The following is an 18,083-nucleotide window of genomic DNA, read 5'->3' as shown; positions in this document are numbered from 1 at the left end:
CCTCATTTCCCCTCTTCAAGAATGCGGTATTCAGCGCTGCGCGCGTGGGCGCTCAGCGACTCGCCGCGGGCCAGCACCGAGGCGGTCTTGCCCAATTCGGACGCGCCCTGGGGCGAACAGAAGATGATCGACGAACGCTTCTGGAAGTCATACACCCCCAGCGGCGATGAAAAACGCGCGGTGCCGGAGGTCGGCAGCACGTGATTGGGGCCGGCGCAGTAGTCGCCCAGGGCTTCACTGGTGTGACGGCCCATGAAGATCGCACCGGCATGACGGATCGACGGCAGCCAGGCTTGTGGGTCGGCAACAGACAACTCCAGGTGCTCCGGCGCGATACGGTTGGCCACTTCGATGGCTTGCTCCATGTCGCTGACCAGAATCAGTGCGCCACGGCCATTGATCGACTTCTCGATGATCTCGGCGCGCTCCATGGTCGGCAACAGCTTATCGATGCTGGCGGCGACCTGATCGAGGAACGCAGCATCGGGGCTGACCAGGATCGCCTGGGCGTCTTCGTCGTGCTCGGCCTGGGAAAACAGGTCCATGGCGATCCAGTCCGGATCGGTCTGACCGTCACACACCACGAGAATTTCCGAGGGGCCGGCGATCATGTCGATGCCGACCTGGCCAAACACGTGACGCTTGGCGGTGGCCACGTAGATATTGCCCGGCCCCACCACTTTGTCGACCTTCGGCACGCTTTCGGTGCCATAGGCCAGCGCGGCAACCGCTTGCGCGCCACCGATGGTGAACACCCGGTCGACCCCGGCGATGCAGGCCGCAGCCAGTACCAGCTCGTTGATTTCGCCACGAGGGGTCGGCACCACCATGACCACTTCAATCACGCCTGCCACTTTGGCTGGAATCGCGTTCATCAATACCGACGACGGGTACGAGGCTTTGCCGCCGGGAACATACAGGCCGGCGCGGTCCAGCGGCGTGACCTTCTGGCCCAGCACGGTGCCGTCGGCCTCGGTGTAGCTCCAGGAATCCTGCTTCTGTTTTTCGTGATAGCTGCGCACCCGCGCCGCCGCCACTTCCAGGGCTTCACGCTGGGGCGCGGTGATGCGCGTCAGGGCCAGCTCCAGACGTTCGCGGGGCAGAATCAAGTCCGCCATGGACTGCACGTCCAGGCCGTCGAACTGGCGGGTGAAATCCACCAGTGCCGCGTCACCGCGCTCGCGCACGGCTTTGATGATGCCGAGCACCCGCTGGTTGACCGAGTCGTCGGACACGCTTTCCCAGCTCAGCAGATGATCCAGATGATGGGCGAAATCCGGGTCGGCAGCGTTGAGTCGGGCAATTGCAGTGGACGTAGTCATAGCGAGGGCCTCAATAGAATTGGCAAAAACTCAGGCGCCCTAAACTAGCAGTCGTTTCCGCTTGGGCACCTGAGAATTCTGGCTATGAGGCGGATAGACGAGCGCAGCGTTTCAGCTACGCGGGTGAGTCAACCGCGGTGTCGCGACTCCACTGCCTTGCGCAGGGTGTCGATCAACGCCTGGATACGGGCGTGCTGCATTTTCATCGACGCTTTGTTGACGACCAGGCGCGAGCTGATGTCAGCAATGAAATCCTGCGGCTCCAACCCGTTGGCGCGCAGGGTGTTGCCGGTGTCGACCACGTCGATGATCTTGTCAGCCAGGCCGATCAGCGGCGCCAGCTCCATCGAGCCATAGAGCTTGATGATATCGACCTGACGGCCTTGTTCGGCGTAGTAGCGCTTGGCGACGTTGACGAACTTGGTCGCCACCCGCAGGCGGCCCTTGGGCTCGACATCGCCAACACGGCCAGCGGTCATCAACTTGCACAGGGCGATACGCAGGTCCAGTGGCTCGTAGAGACCCTGGCCACCGTATTCCATCAGCACGTCCTTGCCGGCGACACCCAGGTCGGCAGCGCCATGTTCAACGTAGGTCGGCACGTCGGTAGCCCGCACGATCAACAGGCGAACGTCGTCCTGGGTCGTGGGGATGATCAGCTTGCGGCTCTTGTCCGGATTCTCGGTCGGCACGATGCCCGCTTCAGCCAGAAGCGGCAACGTGTCGTCAAGGATGCGGCCCTTGGACAGTGCGATGGTCAACATGGGAAATGTCAGTCCTTCATCAGGCTATTGCTGTCCGGTCGCAAACGGCGCCAGACACAGATCGAGGCCTTTACAGCCTCGATTTGAAACAAACCGGTGTGTGTAGGAGCGAGCTTGCTCGCGAAGAGCGTCAACGATAACGCGTTTATTCAGACACAACGCGGGGCTCATGAGTTCTTCGCGAGCAAGCTCGCTCCTACAATGCAGTGGGGGTTAGCCCGGAACGCGGCGGATTTTAGCGCCGAGCATCTGCAGCTTTTCTTCGATGCACTCGTAGCCACGGTCTATGTGGTAGATGCGGTCGATCAGGGTATCGCCTTCGGCGCAGAGTGCCGAAATCACCAGGCTGGCCGAAGCACGCAGGTCGGTCGCCATCACTGGCGCGCCCTTGAGCTTGTCGATGCCGGTCACGATGGCGGTGTTGCCCTCGACCTGGATCTTGGCGCCCATGCGGTGCAACTCGTACACATGCATGAAGCGGTTTTCGAAGATGGTCTCGATCACGGCACCGGTGCCTTCAGCAATCGCGTTCAGGGAAATGAACTGCGCCTGCATGTCGGTCGGGAATGCCGGGTACGGAGCGGTACGCACATTGACGGCTTTTGGCCGCTTGCCGTGCATGTTCAGCTCGATCCAGTCTTCACCGGTGGTGATTTCGGCGCCGGCTTCCTTGAGTTTTTCGAGGACGGCTTCGAGGATGGTCGGATCGGTGTCCTTGACCTTCACGCGACCACCGGTAACGGCCGCGGCGACGAGGTAGGTGCCGGTCTCGATACGGTCCGGCATCACTTTATAAGTGGCCGAGTGCAGACGCTTCACACCGTCGATGGTGATGGTGTCGGTGCCCGCACCGCTGATGTTGGCGCCCATGGCGATCAGGAAGTTGGCCAGGTCGACCACTTCAGGCTCGCGCGCTGCGTTTTGCAGCACGCTGCGGCCGTTGGCCAGGGCAGCGGCCATCATGATGTTCTCGGTACCGGTCACGCTGACGGTATCAAAGAAGAAGTTCGCACCACGCAAACCGCCTTCCGGCGCCTTGGCCTTGATGTAGCCGCCTTCGACGTCGATCACAGCGCCCATGGCTTCGAGGCCACGGATGTGCAGGTCGACCGGACGCGAACCAATGGCGCAACCGCCAGGCAGAGCGACTTCGGCTTCGCCGAAACGCGCGACCATCGGGCCGAGCACCAGGATCGACGCACGCATGGTTTTCACCAGTTCGTACGGGGCGATCAGGGTCTTGATGGTGCGTGGGTCGATTTCGACGGACAATTTCTCGTCGATCACAGGCTCAATGCCCATGCGACCGAACAGCTCGATCATGGTGGTGATGTCGTGCAGGTGCGGCAGGTTGGCCACGGTAACCGGGCCATCGCACAGCAGGGTCGCTGCCAGGATCGGCAAGGCGGAGTTTTTCGCACCGGAGATGCGGATCTCGCCATCGAGGCGGGCACCGCCGGTAATAATCAATTTATCCATAAGAATCTCGACGCCTTGGGGGCTCAGGTGCGCTCGGCCCAGGCCGCGCGGCTGAAAAATTTCATAGTGACCGCATGGATGCTGCCATCGGTGATCCACGGGTTCAAATGGGCATAGATCTGCTGCTGACGCTTGACCGGGCTCAATGCCGCCAGTTCATCGCTAATCACGTTCAGCTGGAAATTGCAGCCTTCGCCTTCAACTTCAACAGTCGTTTCCGGCAGCTTTCCTTCAAGGAAGCTCTTAACTTCTAGGGCCTGCATGCTCAACCTCTATCGGCGCCCAGTGCGCACGGGTCGCACATCATACAAAAAAGCCCCGCGCCTGCGAACCCCGCATAGCAGGACTCTGACGGGGGGCCTCTCTGATAAATGTGTATTAAGGGTGTGCCAACAGCTCGGTCAAGCCGGAAACCTCGGCGATCTCGCGCATGTCTTCAGGCAAGGCACGGATACTGAACGGTTTTTTTGCCGCTTGGGCATCGCGCATAAAGCACAGCAGCAACGACAAGCCGACGCTGCTGGACTTGGTCACCGCTGAACAATCGAGCACCAGCGCCGGCGCGGCGCTGGCCTTGATCAGCGCCTGGCCCTGCTTGCGCAGGTCAGGCCCGGTGCGGTAATCCAGCACGCCGCTTAAGAACAGCTCGCCGGCTTCGCCGATACGAACAGCCGACTCGGTCATTGTGCGGACTTCCCGGCTTCCTTATCGGAAGTTTCCTTGGCTTTGGCCACTTCGCCGGCCCAACCATTGATGGTCTTGTCCAGGTCGTTGCCGTTGCGCTGCATGGCGTCGGCGAACTGATCACGGAACAGCTTGCCGATATTGATGCCGTTAATGATCACATTGCGCAGTTTCCACTCGCCGTTGACCTTCTCCAGCGTGTACTGCACAGGGTACACGGCGCCATTGTTGCCCTTGACGGTCATGTTCACGCTGGTGCGATCACCCGACTCGTCACCGGCCGGAGCGACGGTGATGCCCTGGTTGTTGTACTCGAGCAAGGCGTTGCCGTAGAACTGGAACAGGCCACGCTTGAAGTTTTCCTGGAAACGCTGCATCTGCGCAGGCGTCGCCTTGCGCGAATACTTGACGGTCATGATGCTGCGGGAGATGCCTTCGGCATCGACCACTGGACCGACGATGGTATTGAGCGCGTCGTAGAACTGGCTTGGGTCTTGTTTGTACTTTTCCTTGTTGGCCGACAGGTCAGCCAACATTTTGTTGGTCGTGTCCTGCACCAGTTCGTGGGCAGAACCGGCTGCGTTGGCCATCAACGGCAGCGCTGCAAGCAGGACCAGAAGGCCACGTCGCAAGGTAGAGATCATGAACAGATTCCTCATTTGGCGTCTTTATTGACCGTATTGAGCAGGAATTTACCGATCAGGTCTTCAAGTACCAACGACGACTGTGTGTCGTGGATGGTCGAGCCATCCTTGAGCAGGGCTGTTTCCCCGCCCACGCTGACACCGATGTACTTCTCGCCCAGCAGGCCCGCGGTGAGGATAGACGCCGTGGAGTCGGTCGGCAGATTATCCACCTTCTTGTCCAGTTGCATCGTCACCCGACCGGTGAAGCTGTCGCGATCCAGATCGATTGCCGTGACCTTGCCGATGGTCACACCGGCCATGGTCACTTTAGCTCTGACCGTCAAACCGGCGATATTGTCGAAGTACGCATAAAGTTTATAAGTGTCGGCGGTGGGGCTGGCCGACAGGCCACTGACCCGCAGGGCCAGCAACAGTAAAGCCAAGATGCCAGCCAGCAAGAAAAGGCCGACACCGATTTCCACAGTGCGGTTTTGCATCAGAAATCTCCAAACATCAAGGCGGTCAAAATGAAGTCAAGGCCCAGTACCGCCAGCGAGGCGTACACAACGGTCTTGGTGGTGGCGCGACTGATCCCTTCTGAGGTGGGTTCACAGTCATAGCCTTGGAATACGGCGATCCAGGTCACTACAAAGGCGAAGACGATGCTCTTAATGATGCCGTTGAGCACGTCGCCCGTGAAGGTCACGCTGTTTTGCATGTTGGCCCAGTAGGAGCCGTCATAGACCCCCAGCCAGTCCACCGCCACCCACGAACCGCCCCAGATCCCGACCACGCTGAAGATCATCGCCAGCAGCGGCAGGGAAATGAAGCCGGCCCACAGGCGCGGGGCAACAATGTACTTGAGCGGGTCCACGCCGATCATTTCCAGGCTGGACAGCTGTTCGGTGGACTTCATGTTACCGATTTCAGCCGTCAGCGCAGAACCGGCACGCCCGGCAAACAACAAGGCGGTGACCACCGGCCCCAGTTCCCGCAACAGCGTCAGGGCCACCATCTGCCCTACCGCCTGCTCGGAACCGTAGCTGGACAGGATATTGAAGCCTTGCAGCGCCAGCACCATGCCGATGAACACCCCGGAGACCACGATGATCACCAGGGACATCACGCCGACCGCATGCAGCTGCTTGAGCAGCAGGCCAAAGCCGCCGCCGATGCCGCCGCGGCCGAGCAAGGCGTGAAACAGGAAGATGGTCGAACGCCCCAGGACTTCGACGATGTCGATGCCCGAGCGACCGAAAAGGCGAACCTTTTCGACAAGAGATGTTTTGCGCATCAGCGCTTCCCCAGGAGATCTGAGCGGTAATCCGCTGCCGGAAAGTGAAAAGGCACCGGGCCATCAGGATCGCCGGTCATGAACTGGCGAATGCGCGGGTTATCGGCGTTCATCAGTTCTTCCGGCGTGCCCTGGCCCAGCACCTGACCATCACCCACTACATAAAGGTAGTCAGCGATGCTCGCGGTTTCGGCCAGGTCGTGAGACACCACGATGCTGGTAATTCCCAGTGCGTCGTTGAGCAGACGGATCAGGCGCACCAATACGCCCATGGCGATTGGGTCCTGGCCCACGAAAGGCTCGTCGTACATGAGGATCTGCGGGTCGAGGGCGATGGCTCGCGCCAGGGCGACACGGCGCTTCATGCCGCCGGACAATTCGTCAGGCATCAGGTCGATGGCCCCGCGAAGCCCTACGGCCTGGAGCTTCAGCAACACGATGTCGCGAATCATCTCATCGGACAGCTGAGTATGCACCCGCAGCGGGAACGCTACGTTTTCGAACACATCGAGGTCGGTAAACAGCGCGCCGCTCTGGAACAGCACGCCCATGTGCTTGCGCGCATCGAACAGGTCGCTGCGCGACAGCGTCGGCAAGTTCTGGCCGTTGACCCACACTTCACCGGCACTGGGGCGCAATTGCATGCCCATCAGGCGCAACAGGGTGGTCTTGCCGCAACCGGAAGGCCCCATGATGCCCGTGACTTTTCCGCGAGGAATGCGAATATCGACGTTATTGAAGATGCTGCGCGCACCGCGCTTGAAGGAAAGGCCCTTCAGCTCGACCGCGTAGGCGTTATCGGCACTCATCTAATCTCCTTGGGATGCAGCCTTTCACTCAGACACCATGCATGCGACTTTCGTTTGCACAGGGATGCGCAATAGTTGGCACCATGGGTGGGCCGGACCGAACTGGCCGCGAACTATATCACTGCTGGTACAGAGCCCCCAAGGCCGGAACAGCGCTTGTTCAGATTCAGGACAGCGAAAAACCGTTGCCGGCCATGTTATCCAGACGATTGCGTGCCCCTGCTGAATAAAGCCTGACGAACTTGCGTGAGGGAATTGATCATTACCGCTATAATCGCCGACTTTTCGTCAGGCTATACGATTTCAGACATGAGCCAATCCAGCGACCTTATTCAATCCGCACAACGCACCATCCGCCTCGAGCTGGAAGCCGTAGAAGGTTTGCTGGCCCATATCGACGCGGATTTCGTACGCGCCTGCGAGATGATTCTGGCCAGCAAGGGCCGCGTAGTCGTGGTTGGCATGGGCAAGTCCGGCCACGTCGGCAACAAGATCGCCGCGACGCTGGCGAGCACCGGAACCACGGCATTCTTCGTGCACCCGGCCGAAGCCAGCCATGGTGATATGGGCATGATCACCAAGGATGACGTGATCCTGGCTCTGTCCAACTCCGGCACCACCAACGAGATCGTGACCCTGCTGCCGCTGATCAAGCGCCTGGGCATCAAGATGATCAGCGTCACCGGCAACCCTGAGTCGACCCTGGCCAAGGCCGCCGAAGTGAACTTGAACGTGCATGTCGCCCATGAAGCCTGCCCGCTGAACCTGGCACCTACCTCCTCCACTACCGCTGCACTGGTCATGGGCGACGCCCTGGCCGTCGCGCTGCTGGAGGCACGCGGGTTCACGGCTGAAGATTTCGCGTTTTCCCACCCGGGCGGTGCCTTGGGCCGTCGTTTGCTGCTTAAAGTGGAAAACGTCATGCATGCCGGCGATGAACTGCCTCACGTGCCGCGCGGCACCTTGCTCAAGGACGCGTTGATGGAGATGACCCGCAAAGGCTTGGGCATGACCGTGATCCTGGAAACCGACGGGCGACTGGCCGGCGTGTTCACAGACGGTGATTTGCGTCGCACCCTGGACCGCACCATCGACATCCATACCGCAACCATCGATGCGGTAATGACGCCCCACGGCAAGACCGCCCGCCCCGAGATGCTTGCCGCCGAAGCCCTGAAGATCATGGAAGACCACAAGATCGGCGCGCTGGTGGTAATCGATGAGGATGACCGCCCGATTGGCGCCCTGAACATGCACGACTTGTTGCGTGCGGGAGTGATGTAATGAACAGCGACCTGTTGCAACGCGGTAAAAACATCAAGCTGGCGATATTCGACGTCGATGGCGTGCTGACCGATGGCCGCCTGTACTTCCTCGAAGACGGCAGCGAGTTCAAGACTTTCAACACGCTCGACGGCCAGGGCATCAAGATGTTGATGGCAGCAGGCGTGCAAACCGCGATTATCAGCGGTCGAAAGACACCGGTTGTGGAACGCCGCGCACAAAACCTGGGGATTCCTCACCTGTATCAGGGGCGCGAGGATAAACTGGTGGTATTGGACGAGCTTCTTGGCCAACTCAACCTAAGCTATGAACAGGTTGCCTATCTGGGTGACGATCTGCCTGACCTGCCGGTAATCCGCCGGGTCGGCCTGGGCATGGCCGTAGCCAATGCCGCAGCGTTTGTGCGAGAACATGCCCATGGCATTACCACCGCCCGCGGCGGCGAAGGTGCCGCGCGCGAGTTCTGCGAATTGATCCTGCGCGCCCAAGGCAGCCTTGAAGCGGCCCACGCCGCCTACTTATAGAGCGTTATATGCTGAGCAAAAAGATTCGCAATTTCCTGCTATTCGGGGTCATCGCCGCGCTGCTCCTCGCGGTGGGCTACTGGAATATCAGCCCGGAGCGCTTTCTCGACAAACCTGTCGTGCAGGTGGATGAAAGCATCATCGACAACTTTGCCACCAACACCCACACCGTGCAGTTCCTGCCCGATGGCAAGGTGCAGTACGTGCTGGTCTCCGATAAAGTCGAGCGCCTGAAAGCTTCGGAAGTCAGCCTGCTGACCAACCCGGACCTGAACCTCTACCGTGGCACCGAACAGCCCTGGCATGTCACCAGCCTGCGTGGCGAGGTCAATCCGGACGGCACTGAAATCGAACTGATCGACTCGGTACGCGTCGCACGTACAGACGCCCAGAACCGTGACACCATCATTACCAGCAGTCGCATGACGGTATTCCCACAGAAGGAATATGCGCAGACCGAGCAAGACGTTAGAATCGACGGCGCTGGCGGTGTATCGACTGGCAAGGGAATGAAAGCGTATTTGAAAGAAAGCAGGATACACCTGCTATCGAACGTAAGAGGACAGTATGAGGCTCGTTAAAACCCTCCCTATTTTGCTCGGTCTGGGCGCAGCACTGGGAAGCGTGAGCGCCTGGGCTCTGCCGAACGATAGCCAGCAACCGATCCACATCTCGGCTGACGATGCGCAGCTCGACGACAAGCAAGGCGTCGCGACCTACACCGGTGGCGTGATCATCACCCAAGGCTCGATGAAGATCACTGGCAATACCGTGACCCTGACTCGCACCGCGGCTGGCGATATCGATGTGGTGACCTCCGTGGGCAACCTGGCTTACTTCGAGCAGAAGCAGAAGGCTGAAGACCCGGGCCCGATGAAAGGCTACGGCAAGACCATTCAGTACCATGCCCAGCAAAATCGCATCGTATTGATTGACCAGGCCAAGGTGCTCAGTGCCGACGGTAACTCTACCGAAGGCGAGAAAATCGTCTACAACACCCAGACCCAGGTCGCCCAGGCGGGTCGCGCCAATGGCAACAAGGTCACCGCGCCTCGCCCACGTATCGACATGGTCATCCAGCCGAAGAAGAAGGCCGAGTAATGGCAACCCTGAAAGCCCAGCATCTGGCCAAGGCCTATAAAAGCCGCCAGGTGGTACGCGATGTCAGCCTGTCGATCGACAGCGGCCAGATCGTCGGCCTGCTCGGCCCCAACGGCGCCGGCAAGACCACATGTTTCTACATGATCGTCGGGCTGGTCCAGGCGGATCAGGGCCGTGTATTGATCGACGACCTGGACGTCAGCCACCAGCCGATGCACGGTCGCGCACGCGCCGGTATCGGCTATCTTCCGCAAGAAGCGTCGATCTTCCGCAAATTATCGGTGGCCGACAACATCATGGCCATCCTCGAGACCCGCAAGGAGCTCGACCGCGACGGCCGTCGCAAGGAGCTGGAAAGCCTGCTGCAGGAATTCCACATCAACCACATTCGCGACAACCTCGGCATGAGCTTGTCCGGGGGCGAGCGTCGCCGTGTGGAGATCGCCCGCGCCCTGGCAACTGCACCCAAGTTCATCCTGCTGGACGAACCGTTCGCGGGTGTTGACCCGATTTCGGTGGGCGACATCAAGCAGATCATTCATCACCTCAAGGCCAAGGGCATTGGTGTGCTGATTACCGACCACAACGTCCGTGAAACGCTTGATATCTGCGAAACCGCCTACATCGTCAACGATGGGCAGCTGATTGCCGAAGGTGATTCCGCGACAATCCTGGCCAACGAACTGGTTAAAGAAGTTTACCTGGGTCACGAGTTCCGCCTGTAAGCACGGTGATATCGGGCCATTCCCAAGAGCACGAGCGAGTCAATAAAAACCTCAGCCTTTTTATTGTTACCGTGCTCTAGGCAAAGGCCCCGATATCAGGCATATAATTTGCTTATGTTTGGCGCTCACGCGCCCTGTCGTGGATGGCGCATTGCGCCGGCGAATAAGGTGTTAAGCCCCTGCCATGAAACCATCGCTAGTCCTGAGAATGGGCCAGCAGCTGACGATGACACCGCAGCTGCAACAGGCCATCCGCCTGCTCCAATTGTCGACCCTGGACCTGCAACAGGAAATCCAGGAGGCCCTGGAGTCCAATCCGATGCTCGAACGCCAGGAAGAAGGCGACGACTTCGACAATACCGACCCCTTGGCCGACAACATCGAGCAAAAGCCCAATCCCGACGTACAGGAACCGTCCTATCAGGAAACCGCCCCTACGGTGGACAACCTCGAGGATGGCGAATGGAACGAACGCATTCCCAACGAGCTTCCCGTGGACACGGCATGGGAAGACGTTTACCAGACGAGCGCCAGCAGCCTGCCCAGCAACGATGATGACGAATGGGATTTCACCACCCGTACGTCTGTCGGCGAGAGCCTGCAGAGCCACTTGTTGTGGCAATTGAACCTGGCGCCGATGTCCGACACCGATCGCTTGATCGCCGTCACCCTGATCGACTGCATCAATAATCAGGGCTACCTGGACGAAACGCTCGAAGAAATTCTTGAAGCCTTCGACCCGGAACTGGATATCGAGCTGGACGAGATCGAAGCCGTCCTGCACCGCATCCAGCAATTCGAGCCCGCTGGCATTGGCGCGCGCACGCTCAGCGAGTGCCTGCTGCTGCAACTGCGCCAACTGCCGGCCAAGACCGCCTGGCTGGCTGAAGCCAAGCGCCTGGTCAGCGACTACATCGACCTGTTGGGCAGCCGCGACTATAGCCAACTGATGCGTCGCATGAAGCTCAAGGAAGATGAACTGCGCCAAGTCATCGAGCTGGTTCAGAGTCTCAACCCTCGCCCGGGCTCGCAGATCGAGTCCAGCGAAGCCGAATACGTGGTGCCCGACGTGATCGTGCGCAAGGACAACGAACGCTGGCTGGTGGAACTGAACCAGGAATCGGTGCCGCGCCTGCGGGTCAACCCGCAATACGCAGGCTTCGTGCGCCGCGCCGACACCAGCGCTGACAATACCTTCATGCGCAACCAGTTGCAGGAAGCCCGCTGGTTCATCAAGAGCCTGCAAAGCCGCAACGAAACCCTGATGAAAGTGGCGACCCAGATCGTCGAGCACCAGCGCGGTTTCCTGGAATACGGCGACGAAGCGATGAAGCCCCTCGTACTGCATGACATCGCTGAGGCGGTGGGTATGCACGAATCGACGATTTCACGGGTGACCACGCAAAAATTCATGCATACCCCACGGGGTATTTATGAGCTGAAATACTTTTTCTCCAGCCACGTAAGCACCTCCGAAGGCGGTGAATGCTCGTCCACGGCGATCCGCGCGATCATCAAAAAACTGGTTGCCGCGGAAAATCAGAAAAAGCCGTTGAGTGACAGCAAGATCGCTGGTTTACTGGAGGCACAAGGCATTCAGGTCGCCCGTCGAACCGTCGCCAAGTACCGCGAATCCCTTGGGATCGCGCCTTCCAGCGAGCGAAAGCGTTTGATGTGACGGGCGGGCCACAGCGTTCCAGTGGTGGGTATTTCTGCCCACCGCTTTATGCACTGGCAACGAAGGAGAAGCTGTATGCAAGTCAACATCAGTGGACACCAGCTGGAAGTCACCAAACCCCTGCGTGAGTACACCGAGAGCAAGCTGAACAAGCTTGCGGGGCATTTTGACAAGATCACCAACGTGCAGGTCATCATGGAGGTCGACAAGCTCAAGCAGAAAATCGAGGCCACCCTGCACGTACCGAATGCCAAGCTCGTCGCCAATGCGGAACATGAAGACATGTACGCGGCGATCGACTCGCTCTACGACAAGCTCGACCGCCAACTCATAAAGCATAAGGAAAAGAATCTGCACCTGATGCAAGGTACAGGTCGTTAACTCTCCCCCCATGATCCGACTTGAAACCATCCTGACCCCCGGCCGTTCCCTCGTGAACGTGCCGGGCGGCAGCAAGAAAAAAGCCCTCGAAGAAATTGCCAACCTGATCAGTAGCCAAGTGCCTGAACTGGAGATGCAAGATGTCTTCGAAGCCCTGATTGCCCGTGAAAAACTCGGCTCGACCGGTTTTGGCAACGGCATCGCCATCCCCCACTGTCGTCTCAAAGGCTGCGAAACACCGGTCAGCGCCCTGCTGCACCTGGATCACCCCATTGATTTCGACGCCATCGACGGCGCCCCGGTCGACCTGCTGTTCGTTCTGCTGGTCCCGCAAGCGGCTACCGATGCGCACCTGGAACTGCTCCGGCAGATCGCCAGCATGCTCGATCGCAAAGAAGTACGCGAAAAACTGCGCAGTGCCACCAGCAATGAGGCGTTGTATCAGGTCGTCCTGGATGAACAAAGCGGGCAATAATCATGCGTTTGATCATCGTCAGCGGCCGCTCCGGCTCGGGTAAAAGCACTGCTCTCAACGTTCTCGAGGACAGCGGTTTCTACTGCATCGACAACCTGCCCGCCGGACTGCTGCCGGAATTGGCGGAACGCGCCCTGATCCACACCGAACTGGCACAACCGCTGGTCGCCGTGTCGATAGACGCTCGCAACCTTCCCAGCCACCTCTCGCGGTTCCCCGAACTGCTTGAGGAAGTGCGCGCCAAGCATATTCATTGCGACGTGTTGTATTTGGATGCCGACGAAGAAACCCTGCTCAAGCGGTTCTCCGAAACCCGCCGACGCCACCCGCTCAGCACCGCCAACCGCTCCCTGGCGGAGGCCATCGAGGACGAGACCAAGTTGCTGGGGCCGATCATTGATCTGGCCGACCTGAAAATCAACACCACCAACCTGAACCTCTACCAGCTGCGCGACGCGATCAAGCTGCGATTGCTCAACCAGCCGGAGCCTGGCACAGCGTTCCTGGTCGAATCGTTTGGCTTCAAGCGTGGCATGCCGGTGGATGCCGACCTGGTATTTGACGTGCGCTGCCTGCCCAACCCTTACTGGAAACCGGAGCTGCGTGATCAGTCAGGGCTCGATCAGCCGGTGATCGACTACCTGGCCGCACAAGCGGATGTGGAAGAGATGTTCCAGGATATCTCTACTTACCTGCTCAAGTGGTTGCCACGCTTTGCCGCGAGCAATCGCGCCTACGTCACCATTGCCATTGGCTGCACCGGTGGTCACCACCGCTCTGTCTACCTGACGGAACGACTCGGCCAAGTGTTGCAACAAACCCTCAAGAACGTCCAGGTTCGCCACCGCGACCTTAGCTGAAAGGAACACCCCCGCGATGCCCGCTCTGGAAATTGAAATCATCAACAAGCTGGGCTTGCATGCCCGGGCGTCAGCCAAATTCGTCGGTGTCGCCGGTAAGTTCCCCTGCCAGATACGCGCCGGGCGCAGTCCGGAATCGATGGTCGACGGTAAAAGCATCATGGCAATGATGATGCTTGCCGCAGGCAAGGGCACCAAGATCCACCTCAAAACCGAGGGCGAACAAGAACAGGAAGCGATGGACGCATTGGTCGCGCTGATCAATAACTACTTTGATGAAGGCGAATAACTCGCTCGCTCTGTAGGAGTAAGCCCTACCCCAACGCCGTATCCATCACCATCATCAAGCAAAACCCGATGCACAGCCCCAGGCTGGCGAGCTTATCGTGACCATTTCGGCGTGACTCGGGAATGACCTCATGGGTCACCACCAACAGCATTGCGCCCGCCGCCAGCGCCAGCCCCAAGGGCAACAGCACTTCGGCAAGGCTTACCAGCCACGCGCAGAGCACGGCAAATACGGGCTCCACCAAACCCGATGCAGCACCGATCAGAAACGCCTTGATCCGCGACATCCCCGCCCCCGCCAATACCAGCGCGATCACCAAGCCTTCCGGTACGTCCTGCAGGGCAATGCCCATGGCGAGGCTGTCCGCATCTGCCATGCCGCCGCCAGCAGAGACGCCCACGGCCATGCCTTCGGGGATGTTATGGGCAATGATGGCAAACACAAAGAGCCAGATGCGCGGCGGGATGACTGGCTTATCCGGCGTACCTACCAGCATTTCCGGGCTGGCGCCGGAGACCTTTCGGTCCACCAGATACAGCCCGAAGGCACCCAGCATGATGCCGAAGCTGATCAAGCCGCCCGCGCCCCAGGGCGAGAGCCCCAGGCTTTCAGCGGCAGCAATACCCGGCACCACCAGCGAAAAGGCGGTCGCCGCCAGCATGACCCCGGCGCCAAAACCCAGCAAGGTATCGCTCAGCGCCGCCGGCATCCGGCGAATCACCAGCACCGGCACGGCGCCCAGCGCGGTGCCGAGTGCGCAAATCGACCCGCCCTGCAGCGCACGCAGGATGCGTGGTTCCAAGTCGAGCCAGGCCAACCCGTTGGCCACCAGCAATGCCGTACCGACTAAGAGAAGCAGGGAGCCAAACGCGTAACGAAATAATCGCACGCTGCTAATCGCCAGTGTTTCAGTACCCATAGTCGGCCTTAGATCTTGTTTTAGAGTGAATGTCAGGCCAAGGCAGCCTGGTAGCGTGCGGCAACCTCCGGCCAGTTGATGACGCTATAGAATGCATTGATGTACTCCGGTCGTCGGTTTTGGTACAGCAGGTAGTAGGCGTGCTCCCAGACGTCCAGACCGAGGATCGGCGTGTTGCCGTTCATCAGCGGGCTGTCCTGGTTGCCGCTGCTTTCCACCACCAAGGTCTTCTGCGGGGTGACACTCAGCCAGGCCCAACCGCTACCGAAACGGGTCAGCGCCGCCTTGGTAAAGGCCTCCTTGAAACGGTCGAAGCCACCCAATTGCTCGTCGATAGCTTTGCCCAGCACCCCCTCGGGCTTGCCGCCACCTGCCGGCGACATGACCGCCCAAAAAAGCGAGTGGTTGGCATGACCGCCTCCTTGGTTGACCACAGCAGCGCGTAATTGCTCCGGCAATTTTTCAACGCTGGAAACCAACTTCTCCACCGGCCAGCCTGCGTACTCAGTGCCGTCAACTGCAGCATTAAGGTTATTGATGTAAGTCTGATGGTGCTTGGTGTAATGGATTTCCATGGTCTGCGCATCGATATGGGGTTCAAGCGCATCGTAGGCATAAGGCAAAGCCGGCAGGGTGTAGGTCATATCAATGTGCTCCATATTGAGAGGGGGTCGGTTGCTTCGCGGCGGCGCCCAGCAAGCGATGGGTGCGTGGGTATTCGCCGTGATCGCTGATGAAGTTCAACAGCTCGACGTAGGTTTTGCTGCTCTGGCGCAACGCTGCCTCGCGCAACTGCGCGCTGAGCCGGGGGTCCTGCATGGTCTGCAGCAGGCGCTGATGAATGGCGCAAAGATATTCCGCACTTTCCTCAGGCTGGTTGAGGCGCAAGTGCAGGTCTGCCAGGTTGTGATGAGAAATGACGCAAGCCGCCACTGCTTCGTCGGCATCCGCCCAGCGTTCGAACAGCACTTGGGCCAGTGCCAGGGCTTGCAGGTAGGCCTCGCGGGCGTCTACCAGCTCGCCCGCCATAAAGCAGCGATTGGCCCGTTCGATTGTGCGTTTCCAGTGCTCCATGGTGAACCTCCAAAGCAGGGTCAGTGATTACACGCCGCCAGCCGTGAGCTTTTCCGGGTCCAGCAGGACTTCCAGTTGGCTGCGAGGCAGGTCGGTGTGTTCGAGGGCGACATCAATTACCGGACGACCCTGCTGATACGCCTGCTTGGCGATTTCGGCGGCCTTCTGGTAACCAATGATCGGATTGAGGGCAGTGACCAGAATCGGGTTGCGTGACAGCGCTTCCTTTAGCTTCGCTTCGTTGACCTTGAAGCTGGCAATGGCCTTGTCCGCCAGCAAACGGCTGGCATTGGCCAGCAATTGCAGGCTACTGAGCAGGTTTTGGGCGATGATCGGCAGCATCACGTTCAGTTCGAAGTTGCCTGATTGACCGGCGACGGTGATCACCGTGTCGTTACCGATGACCTGGGCGGCCACCATGGCCGTGGCTTCGGGAATCACAGGGTTGACCTTGCCCGGCATGATCGATGAACCCGGTTGCAGGCCTTCCAGCTCTATTTCGCCGAGGCCGGCCAGCGGGCCGGAGTTCATCCAGCGCAGGTCGTTGGCGATCTTCATCAGCGATACAGCAGTCGCTTTCAACTGGCCGGAGACGGCGACGGCAGTGTCCTGGGAACCCATCAACGCAAACAGGTTCTTGCCCGGGGTGAACTTCACCTGGGTCAGCTGGCTCAGGTGCTGGCTGAAGCGTGCGGAAAATTCAGGGTGTGCGTTGATGCCGGTGCCTACCGCCGTGCCACCCTGGGCCAGCGCCTGCAACGCCGGCAACAGGTCTTGCAGGTGGCCGATATTGGCCTTGAGCTGCTGCGCCCAGCCATTGAGCACCTGGCTCATGCGCACCGGCATGGCGTCCATCAGGTGGGTACGACCGGTCTTGATGAACGGGTGAACCGCTTCGGCCTTTTGCTCGATCACCTGCACCAGGTGCAGCAAGGCCGGCAGTGTTTGCTCGTGCAGCACCAGCGCGGCGCTGACGTGAATGGTGGTCGGGATGATGTCGTTGCTGCTTTGCCCACAGTTGACGTGGTCGTTGGGGTTTACCACCTCACCCAGCAAGCGGCTGGCCAGGGTCGCGATCACTTCGTTGGCGTTCATGTTGGAGCTGGTGCCGGAGCCGGTCTGGAAGATATCCACCGGGAAGTGCTGCATATAATCGCCTTCCAGCAAGCCTTGGGCGGCATCGACAATGGCCTTGCCCTGCCCTTCGCTGATCTGCTTGAGGTCGACGTTGGCCCTGGCAGCAGCGGCCTTGGCCAGGATGAGTGCGCGGATGAACTGCGCCGGCATGCGCTGATGGCTGATAGGAAAGTTATTGACCGCACGCTGGGTCTGCGCACCGTATAAGGCCTCGGCGGGCACTTGCAGTTCGCCCATGCTGTCGCGTTCGATACGGCTATTCATCGTTAGATCCTTGTACCCAGTCGGAGTGAGAGAGAGACGGCAGCAATTGGCACGTCGCCAGTTGCCAGGCAAAGCTCTGCCAGCGCTTGAGGCGGCAGGCGCAGAGGGAGAGTTTTTCCAGATCGCGCAGCGGGCGCCAGGCCTGGTCCAGGCACAGGGAGCGCCAATGCCAGGGCAGCGCGATGTCGTTGGCGGTGTCGACGAGCAGGCGAAATGACGTTTCGGCGATGGTCCACGGGTGGGTCGCGGTGCAACACGCCAGGTATCGCCCCTCACTGAGGTAATGTTCGATCAGGCGAGGTTCATCGGGATCAAGCCCGCAGCGGATCTGGCGACTCATCCACCGCTAACTCTCAAGGTACGGGTCCTCATGCAAGACAGAACTCATGGTCCA

Annotated in this window: 24 protein-coding genes; 10 read left to right on the top strand and 14 right to left on the bottom strand. The window is 59.6% G+C overall.

Translation table 11 applies throughout. The features are described 5' to 3' along the window. Positions 1-2 precede the first annotated feature (2 nt). The 9 genes from hisD to QF045_RS07365 all read right to left on the bottom strand — a co-directional run bounded on the left by hisD (position 3) and on the right by QF045_RS07365 (position 6,978). On the bottom strand, positions 3-1,322 hold the full coding sequence (gene hisD, locus QF045_RS07405; protein WP_306491643.1) for a histidinol dehydrogenase: 1,320 nt from the start codon (positions 1,320-1,322) through the stop codon (positions 3-5). A gap of 128 nt (positions 1,323-1,450) precedes the next feature. Next, a complete protein-coding gene (gene hisG / locus QF045_RS07400) occupies positions 1,451-2,086 on the bottom strand; it encodes an ATP phosphoribosyltransferase (protein ID WP_083360118.1) in 636 nt (211 codons plus the stop codon). 213 nt (positions 2,087-2,299) lie between these two features. Further along, positions 2,300-3,565 (bottom strand): UDP-N-acetylglucosamine 1-carboxyvinyltransferase, encoded by a 1,266-nt coding sequence (murA, locus tag QF045_RS07395; protein WP_306491642.1) that lies wholly within the window; start codon positions 3,563-3,565, stop codon positions 2,300-2,302. 23 nt (positions 3,566-3,588) lie between these two features. Further along, the gene (locus QF045_RS07390) at positions 3,589-3,828 is read right to left on the bottom strand and encodes a BolA family protein (RefSeq protein ID WP_003188597.1); all 240 of its coding nucleotides are present in this window, start codon (positions 3,826-3,828) and stop codon (positions 3,589-3,591) included. Between the two features lie 115 nt (positions 3,829-3,943). Further along, complete coding sequence (locus QF045_RS07385) at positions 3,944-4,249, bottom strand: lipid asymmetry maintenance protein MlaB (protein WP_306491641.1); 306 nt, start codon at positions 4,247-4,249, stop codon at positions 3,944-3,946. Further along, on the bottom strand, positions 4,246-4,893 hold the full coding sequence (locus QF045_RS07380) for a phospholipid-binding protein MlaC (RefSeq protein ID WP_306491640.1): 648 nt from the start codon (positions 4,891-4,893) through the stop codon (positions 4,246-4,248). The genes QF045_RS07385 and QF045_RS07380 overlap by 4 nt, the downstream gene beginning before the upstream one ends. A gap of 11 nt (positions 4,894-4,904) precedes the next feature. After that, on the bottom strand, positions 4,905-5,372 hold the full coding sequence (mlaD, locus tag QF045_RS07375; RefSeq protein ID WP_003171814.1) for an outer membrane lipid asymmetry maintenance protein MlaD: 468 nt from the start codon (positions 5,370-5,372) through the stop codon (positions 4,905-4,907). Continuing rightward, positions 5,372-6,169: a lipid asymmetry maintenance ABC transporter permease subunit MlaE gene (mlaE, locus tag QF045_RS07370; protein WP_124385165.1), complete on the bottom strand. Its 798-nt coding sequence runs from the start codon at positions 6,167-6,169 to the stop codon at positions 5,372-5,374. The genes mlaD and mlaE overlap by 1 nt, the downstream gene beginning before the upstream one ends. Then, positions 6,169-6,978: an ATP-binding cassette domain-containing protein gene (locus tag QF045_RS07365; protein WP_306491639.1), complete on the bottom strand. Its 810-nt coding sequence runs from the start codon at positions 6,976-6,978 to the stop codon at positions 6,169-6,171. Before QF045_RS07365 ends, mlaE begins: the two co-directional genes overlap by 1 nt. Positions 6,979-7,287: 309 nt before the next feature. Here QF045_RS07365 and QF045_RS07360 point away from each other — a divergent pair, with 309 nt between their 5' ends. From QF045_RS07360 to QF045_RS07315, 10 genes are all read left to right on the top strand, one after another. After that, a complete protein-coding gene (locus QF045_RS07360) occupies positions 7,288-8,262 on the top strand; it encodes a KpsF/GutQ family sugar-phosphate isomerase (protein ID WP_306491638.1) in 975 nt (324 codons plus the stop codon). Beyond that, the gene (locus QF045_RS07355; RefSeq protein ID WP_306491637.1) at positions 8,262-8,786 is read left to right on the top strand and encodes an HAD family hydrolase; all 525 of its coding nucleotides are present in this window, start codon (positions 8,262-8,264) and stop codon (positions 8,784-8,786) included. Before QF045_RS07360 ends, QF045_RS07355 begins: the two co-directional genes overlap by 1 nt. A gap of 8 nt (positions 8,787-8,794) precedes the next feature. Continuing rightward, entirely contained in the window at positions 8,795-9,367 is a 573-nt protein-coding gene (gene lptC, locus QF045_RS07350) for an LPS export ABC transporter periplasmic protein LptC (protein ID WP_124385163.1), read from the top strand. Beyond that, positions 9,354-9,887, top strand: coding sequence for a lipopolysaccharide transport periplasmic protein LptA (lptA, locus tag QF045_RS07345; RefSeq protein WP_306491636.1), 534 nt, complete (start codon positions 9,354-9,356; stop codon positions 9,885-9,887). Before lptC ends, lptA begins: the two co-directional genes overlap by 14 nt. Further along, positions 9,887-10,612: an LPS export ABC transporter ATP-binding protein gene (lptB, locus tag QF045_RS07340; protein WP_003171806.1), complete on the top strand. Its 726-nt coding sequence runs from the start codon at positions 9,887-9,889 to the stop codon at positions 10,610-10,612. Before lptA ends, lptB begins: the two co-directional genes overlap by 1 nt. A gap of 184 nt (positions 10,613-10,796) precedes the next feature. Next, positions 10,797-12,290, top strand: coding sequence for an RNA polymerase factor sigma-54 (locus tag QF045_RS07335; RefSeq protein WP_306491635.1), 1,494 nt, complete (start codon positions 10,797-10,799; stop codon positions 12,288-12,290). A gap of 75 nt (positions 12,291-12,365) precedes the next feature. Further along, the gene (gene hpf, locus QF045_RS07330; protein WP_003171804.1) at positions 12,366-12,671 is read left to right on the top strand and encodes a ribosome hibernation-promoting factor, HPF/YfiA family; all 306 of its coding nucleotides are present in this window, start codon (positions 12,366-12,368) and stop codon (positions 12,669-12,671) included. A 10-nt stretch (positions 12,672-12,681) separates the two neighbouring features. Then, positions 12,682-13,146 (top strand): PTS IIA-like nitrogen regulatory protein PtsN, encoded by a 465-nt coding sequence (gene ptsN / locus QF045_RS07325; RefSeq protein ID WP_306491634.1) that lies wholly within the window; start codon positions 12,682-12,684, stop codon positions 13,144-13,146. 2 nt (positions 13,147-13,148) lie between these two features. After that, positions 13,149-14,006, top strand: coding sequence for an RNase adapter RapZ (gene rapZ, locus QF045_RS07320; RefSeq protein WP_306491633.1), 858 nt, complete (start codon positions 13,149-13,151; stop codon positions 14,004-14,006). Between the two features lie 16 nt (positions 14,007-14,022). Further along, positions 14,023-14,295, top strand: coding sequence for an HPr family phosphocarrier protein (locus QF045_RS07315; protein WP_306491632.1), 273 nt, complete (start codon positions 14,023-14,025; stop codon positions 14,293-14,295). 25 nt (positions 14,296-14,320) lie between these two features. Here the strand turns inward: QF045_RS07315 and QF045_RS07310 are convergent, their stop codons facing one another. The 5 genes from QF045_RS07310 to QF045_RS07290 are packed head-to-tail and all read right to left on the bottom strand — an operon-like array spanning position 14,321 to position 18,029. Next, positions 14,321-15,214 (bottom strand): ZIP family metal transporter, encoded by an 894-nt coding sequence (locus QF045_RS07310; RefSeq protein ID WP_306491631.1) that lies wholly within the window; start codon positions 15,212-15,214, stop codon positions 14,321-14,323. 32 nt (positions 15,215-15,246) lie between these two features. Continuing rightward, positions 15,247-15,858, bottom strand: a complete 612-nt coding sequence (locus QF045_RS07305; protein WP_306491630.1) for a superoxide dismutase — start codon at positions 15,856-15,858, stop codon at positions 15,247-15,249. 1 nt (position 15,859) lies between these two features. Then, the gene (locus QF045_RS07300) at positions 15,860-16,288 is read right to left on the bottom strand and encodes a hypothetical protein (protein ID WP_306491629.1); all 429 of its coding nucleotides are present in this window, start codon (positions 16,286-16,288) and stop codon (positions 15,860-15,862) included. Positions 16,289-16,315: 27 nt separating this feature from the next. Then, a complete protein-coding gene (locus QF045_RS07295; RefSeq protein ID WP_306491628.1) occupies positions 16,316-17,689 on the bottom strand; it encodes an aspartate ammonia-lyase in 1,374 nt (457 codons plus the stop codon). Further along, positions 17,682-18,029, bottom strand: a complete 348-nt coding sequence (locus QF045_RS07290; RefSeq protein WP_306491627.1) for a FagA protein — start codon at positions 18,027-18,029, stop codon at positions 17,682-17,684. The genes QF045_RS07295 and QF045_RS07290 overlap by 8 nt, the downstream gene beginning before the upstream one ends. Between the last annotated feature and the right edge of the window lie 54 nt (positions 18,030-18,083).

Origin of the sequence: Pseudomonas sp. W4I3 (genome assembly GCF_030816195.1) — a bacterium.
GTDB lineage: Bacteria > Pseudomonadota > Gammaproteobacteria > Pseudomonadales > Pseudomonadaceae > Aquipseudomonas.
Note: the sequence above shows the minus strand (reverse complement) of the source record. Positions and strands in the feature narration are given on the sequence as shown.

Bases quoted from the DNA above. Each gene is read 5' to 3' on its own strand.
- hisD (WP_306491643.1), bottom strand. From the start codon at position 1,322: ATGACTACGTCCACTGCAATTGCCCGACTCAACGCTGCCGACCCGGAT.
- hisG (WP_083360118.1), bottom strand. From the start codon at position 2,086: ATGTTGACCATCGCACTGTCCAAGGGCCGCATCCTTGACGACACGTTG.
- murA (WP_306491642.1), bottom strand. From the start codon at position 3,565: ATGGATAAATTGATTATTACCGGCGGTGCCCGCCTCGATGGCGAGATC.
- QF045_RS07390 (WP_003188597.1), bottom strand. From the start codon at position 3,828: ATGCAGGCCCTAGAAGTTAAGAGCTTCCTTGAAGGAAAGCTGCCGGAA.
- QF045_RS07385 (WP_306491641.1), bottom strand. From the start codon at position 4,249: ATGACCGAGTCGGCTGTTCGTATCGGCGAAGCCGGCGAGCTGTTCTTA.
- QF045_RS07380 (WP_306491640.1), bottom strand. From the start codon at position 4,893: ATGATCTCTACCTTGCGACGTGGCCTTCTGGTCCTGCTTGCAGCGCTG.
- mlaD (WP_003171814.1), bottom strand. From the start codon at position 5,372: ATGCAAAACCGCACTGTGGAAATCGGTGTCGGCCTTTTCTTGCTGGCT.
- mlaE (WP_124385165.1), bottom strand. From the start codon at position 6,169: ATGCGCAAAACATCTCTTGTCGAAAAGGTTCGCCTTTTCGGTCGCTCG.
- QF045_RS07365 (WP_306491639.1), bottom strand. From the start codon at position 6,978: ATGAGTGCCGATAACGCCTACGCGGTCGAGCTGAAGGGCCTTTCCTTC.
- QF045_RS07360 (WP_306491638.1), top strand. From the start codon at position 7,288: ATGAGCCAATCCAGCGACCTTATTCAATCCGCACAACGCACCATCCGC.
- QF045_RS07355 (WP_306491637.1), top strand. From the start codon at position 8,262: ATGAACAGCGACCTGTTGCAACGCGGTAAAAACATCAAGCTGGCGATA.
- lptC (WP_124385163.1), top strand. From the start codon at position 8,795: ATGCTGAGCAAAAAGATTCGCAATTTCCTGCTATTCGGGGTCATCGCC.
- lptA (WP_306491636.1), top strand. From the start codon at position 9,354: ATGAGGCTCGTTAAAACCCTCCCTATTTTGCTCGGTCTGGGCGCAGCA.
- lptB (WP_003171806.1), top strand. From the start codon at position 9,887: ATGGCAACCCTGAAAGCCCAGCATCTGGCCAAGGCCTATAAAAGCCGC.
- QF045_RS07335 (WP_306491635.1), top strand. From the start codon at position 10,797: ATGAAACCATCGCTAGTCCTGAGAATGGGCCAGCAGCTGACGATGACA.
- hpf (WP_003171804.1), top strand. From the start codon at position 12,366: ATGCAAGTCAACATCAGTGGACACCAGCTGGAAGTCACCAAACCCCTG.
- ptsN (WP_306491634.1), top strand. From the start codon at position 12,682: ATGATCCGACTTGAAACCATCCTGACCCCCGGCCGTTCCCTCGTGAAC.
- rapZ (WP_306491633.1), top strand. From the start codon at position 13,149: ATGCGTTTGATCATCGTCAGCGGCCGCTCCGGCTCGGGTAAAAGCACT.
- QF045_RS07315 (WP_306491632.1), top strand. From the start codon at position 14,023: ATGCCCGCTCTGGAAATTGAAATCATCAACAAGCTGGGCTTGCATGCC.
- QF045_RS07310 (WP_306491631.1), bottom strand. From the start codon at position 15,214: ATGGGTACTGAAACACTGGCGATTAGCAGCGTGCGATTATTTCGTTAC.
- QF045_RS07305 (WP_306491630.1), bottom strand. From the start codon at position 15,858: ATGACCTACACCCTGCCGGCTTTGCCTTATGCCTACGATGCGCTTGAA.
- QF045_RS07300 (WP_306491629.1), bottom strand. From the start codon at position 16,288: ATGGAGCACTGGAAACGCACAATCGAACGGGCCAATCGCTGCTTTATG.
- QF045_RS07295 (WP_306491628.1), bottom strand. From the start codon at position 17,689: ATGAATAGCCGTATCGAACGCGACAGCATGGGCGAACTGCAAGTGCCC.
- QF045_RS07290 (WP_306491627.1), bottom strand. From the start codon at position 18,029: ATGAGTCGCCAGATCCGCTGCGGGCTTGATCCCGATGAACCTCGCCTG.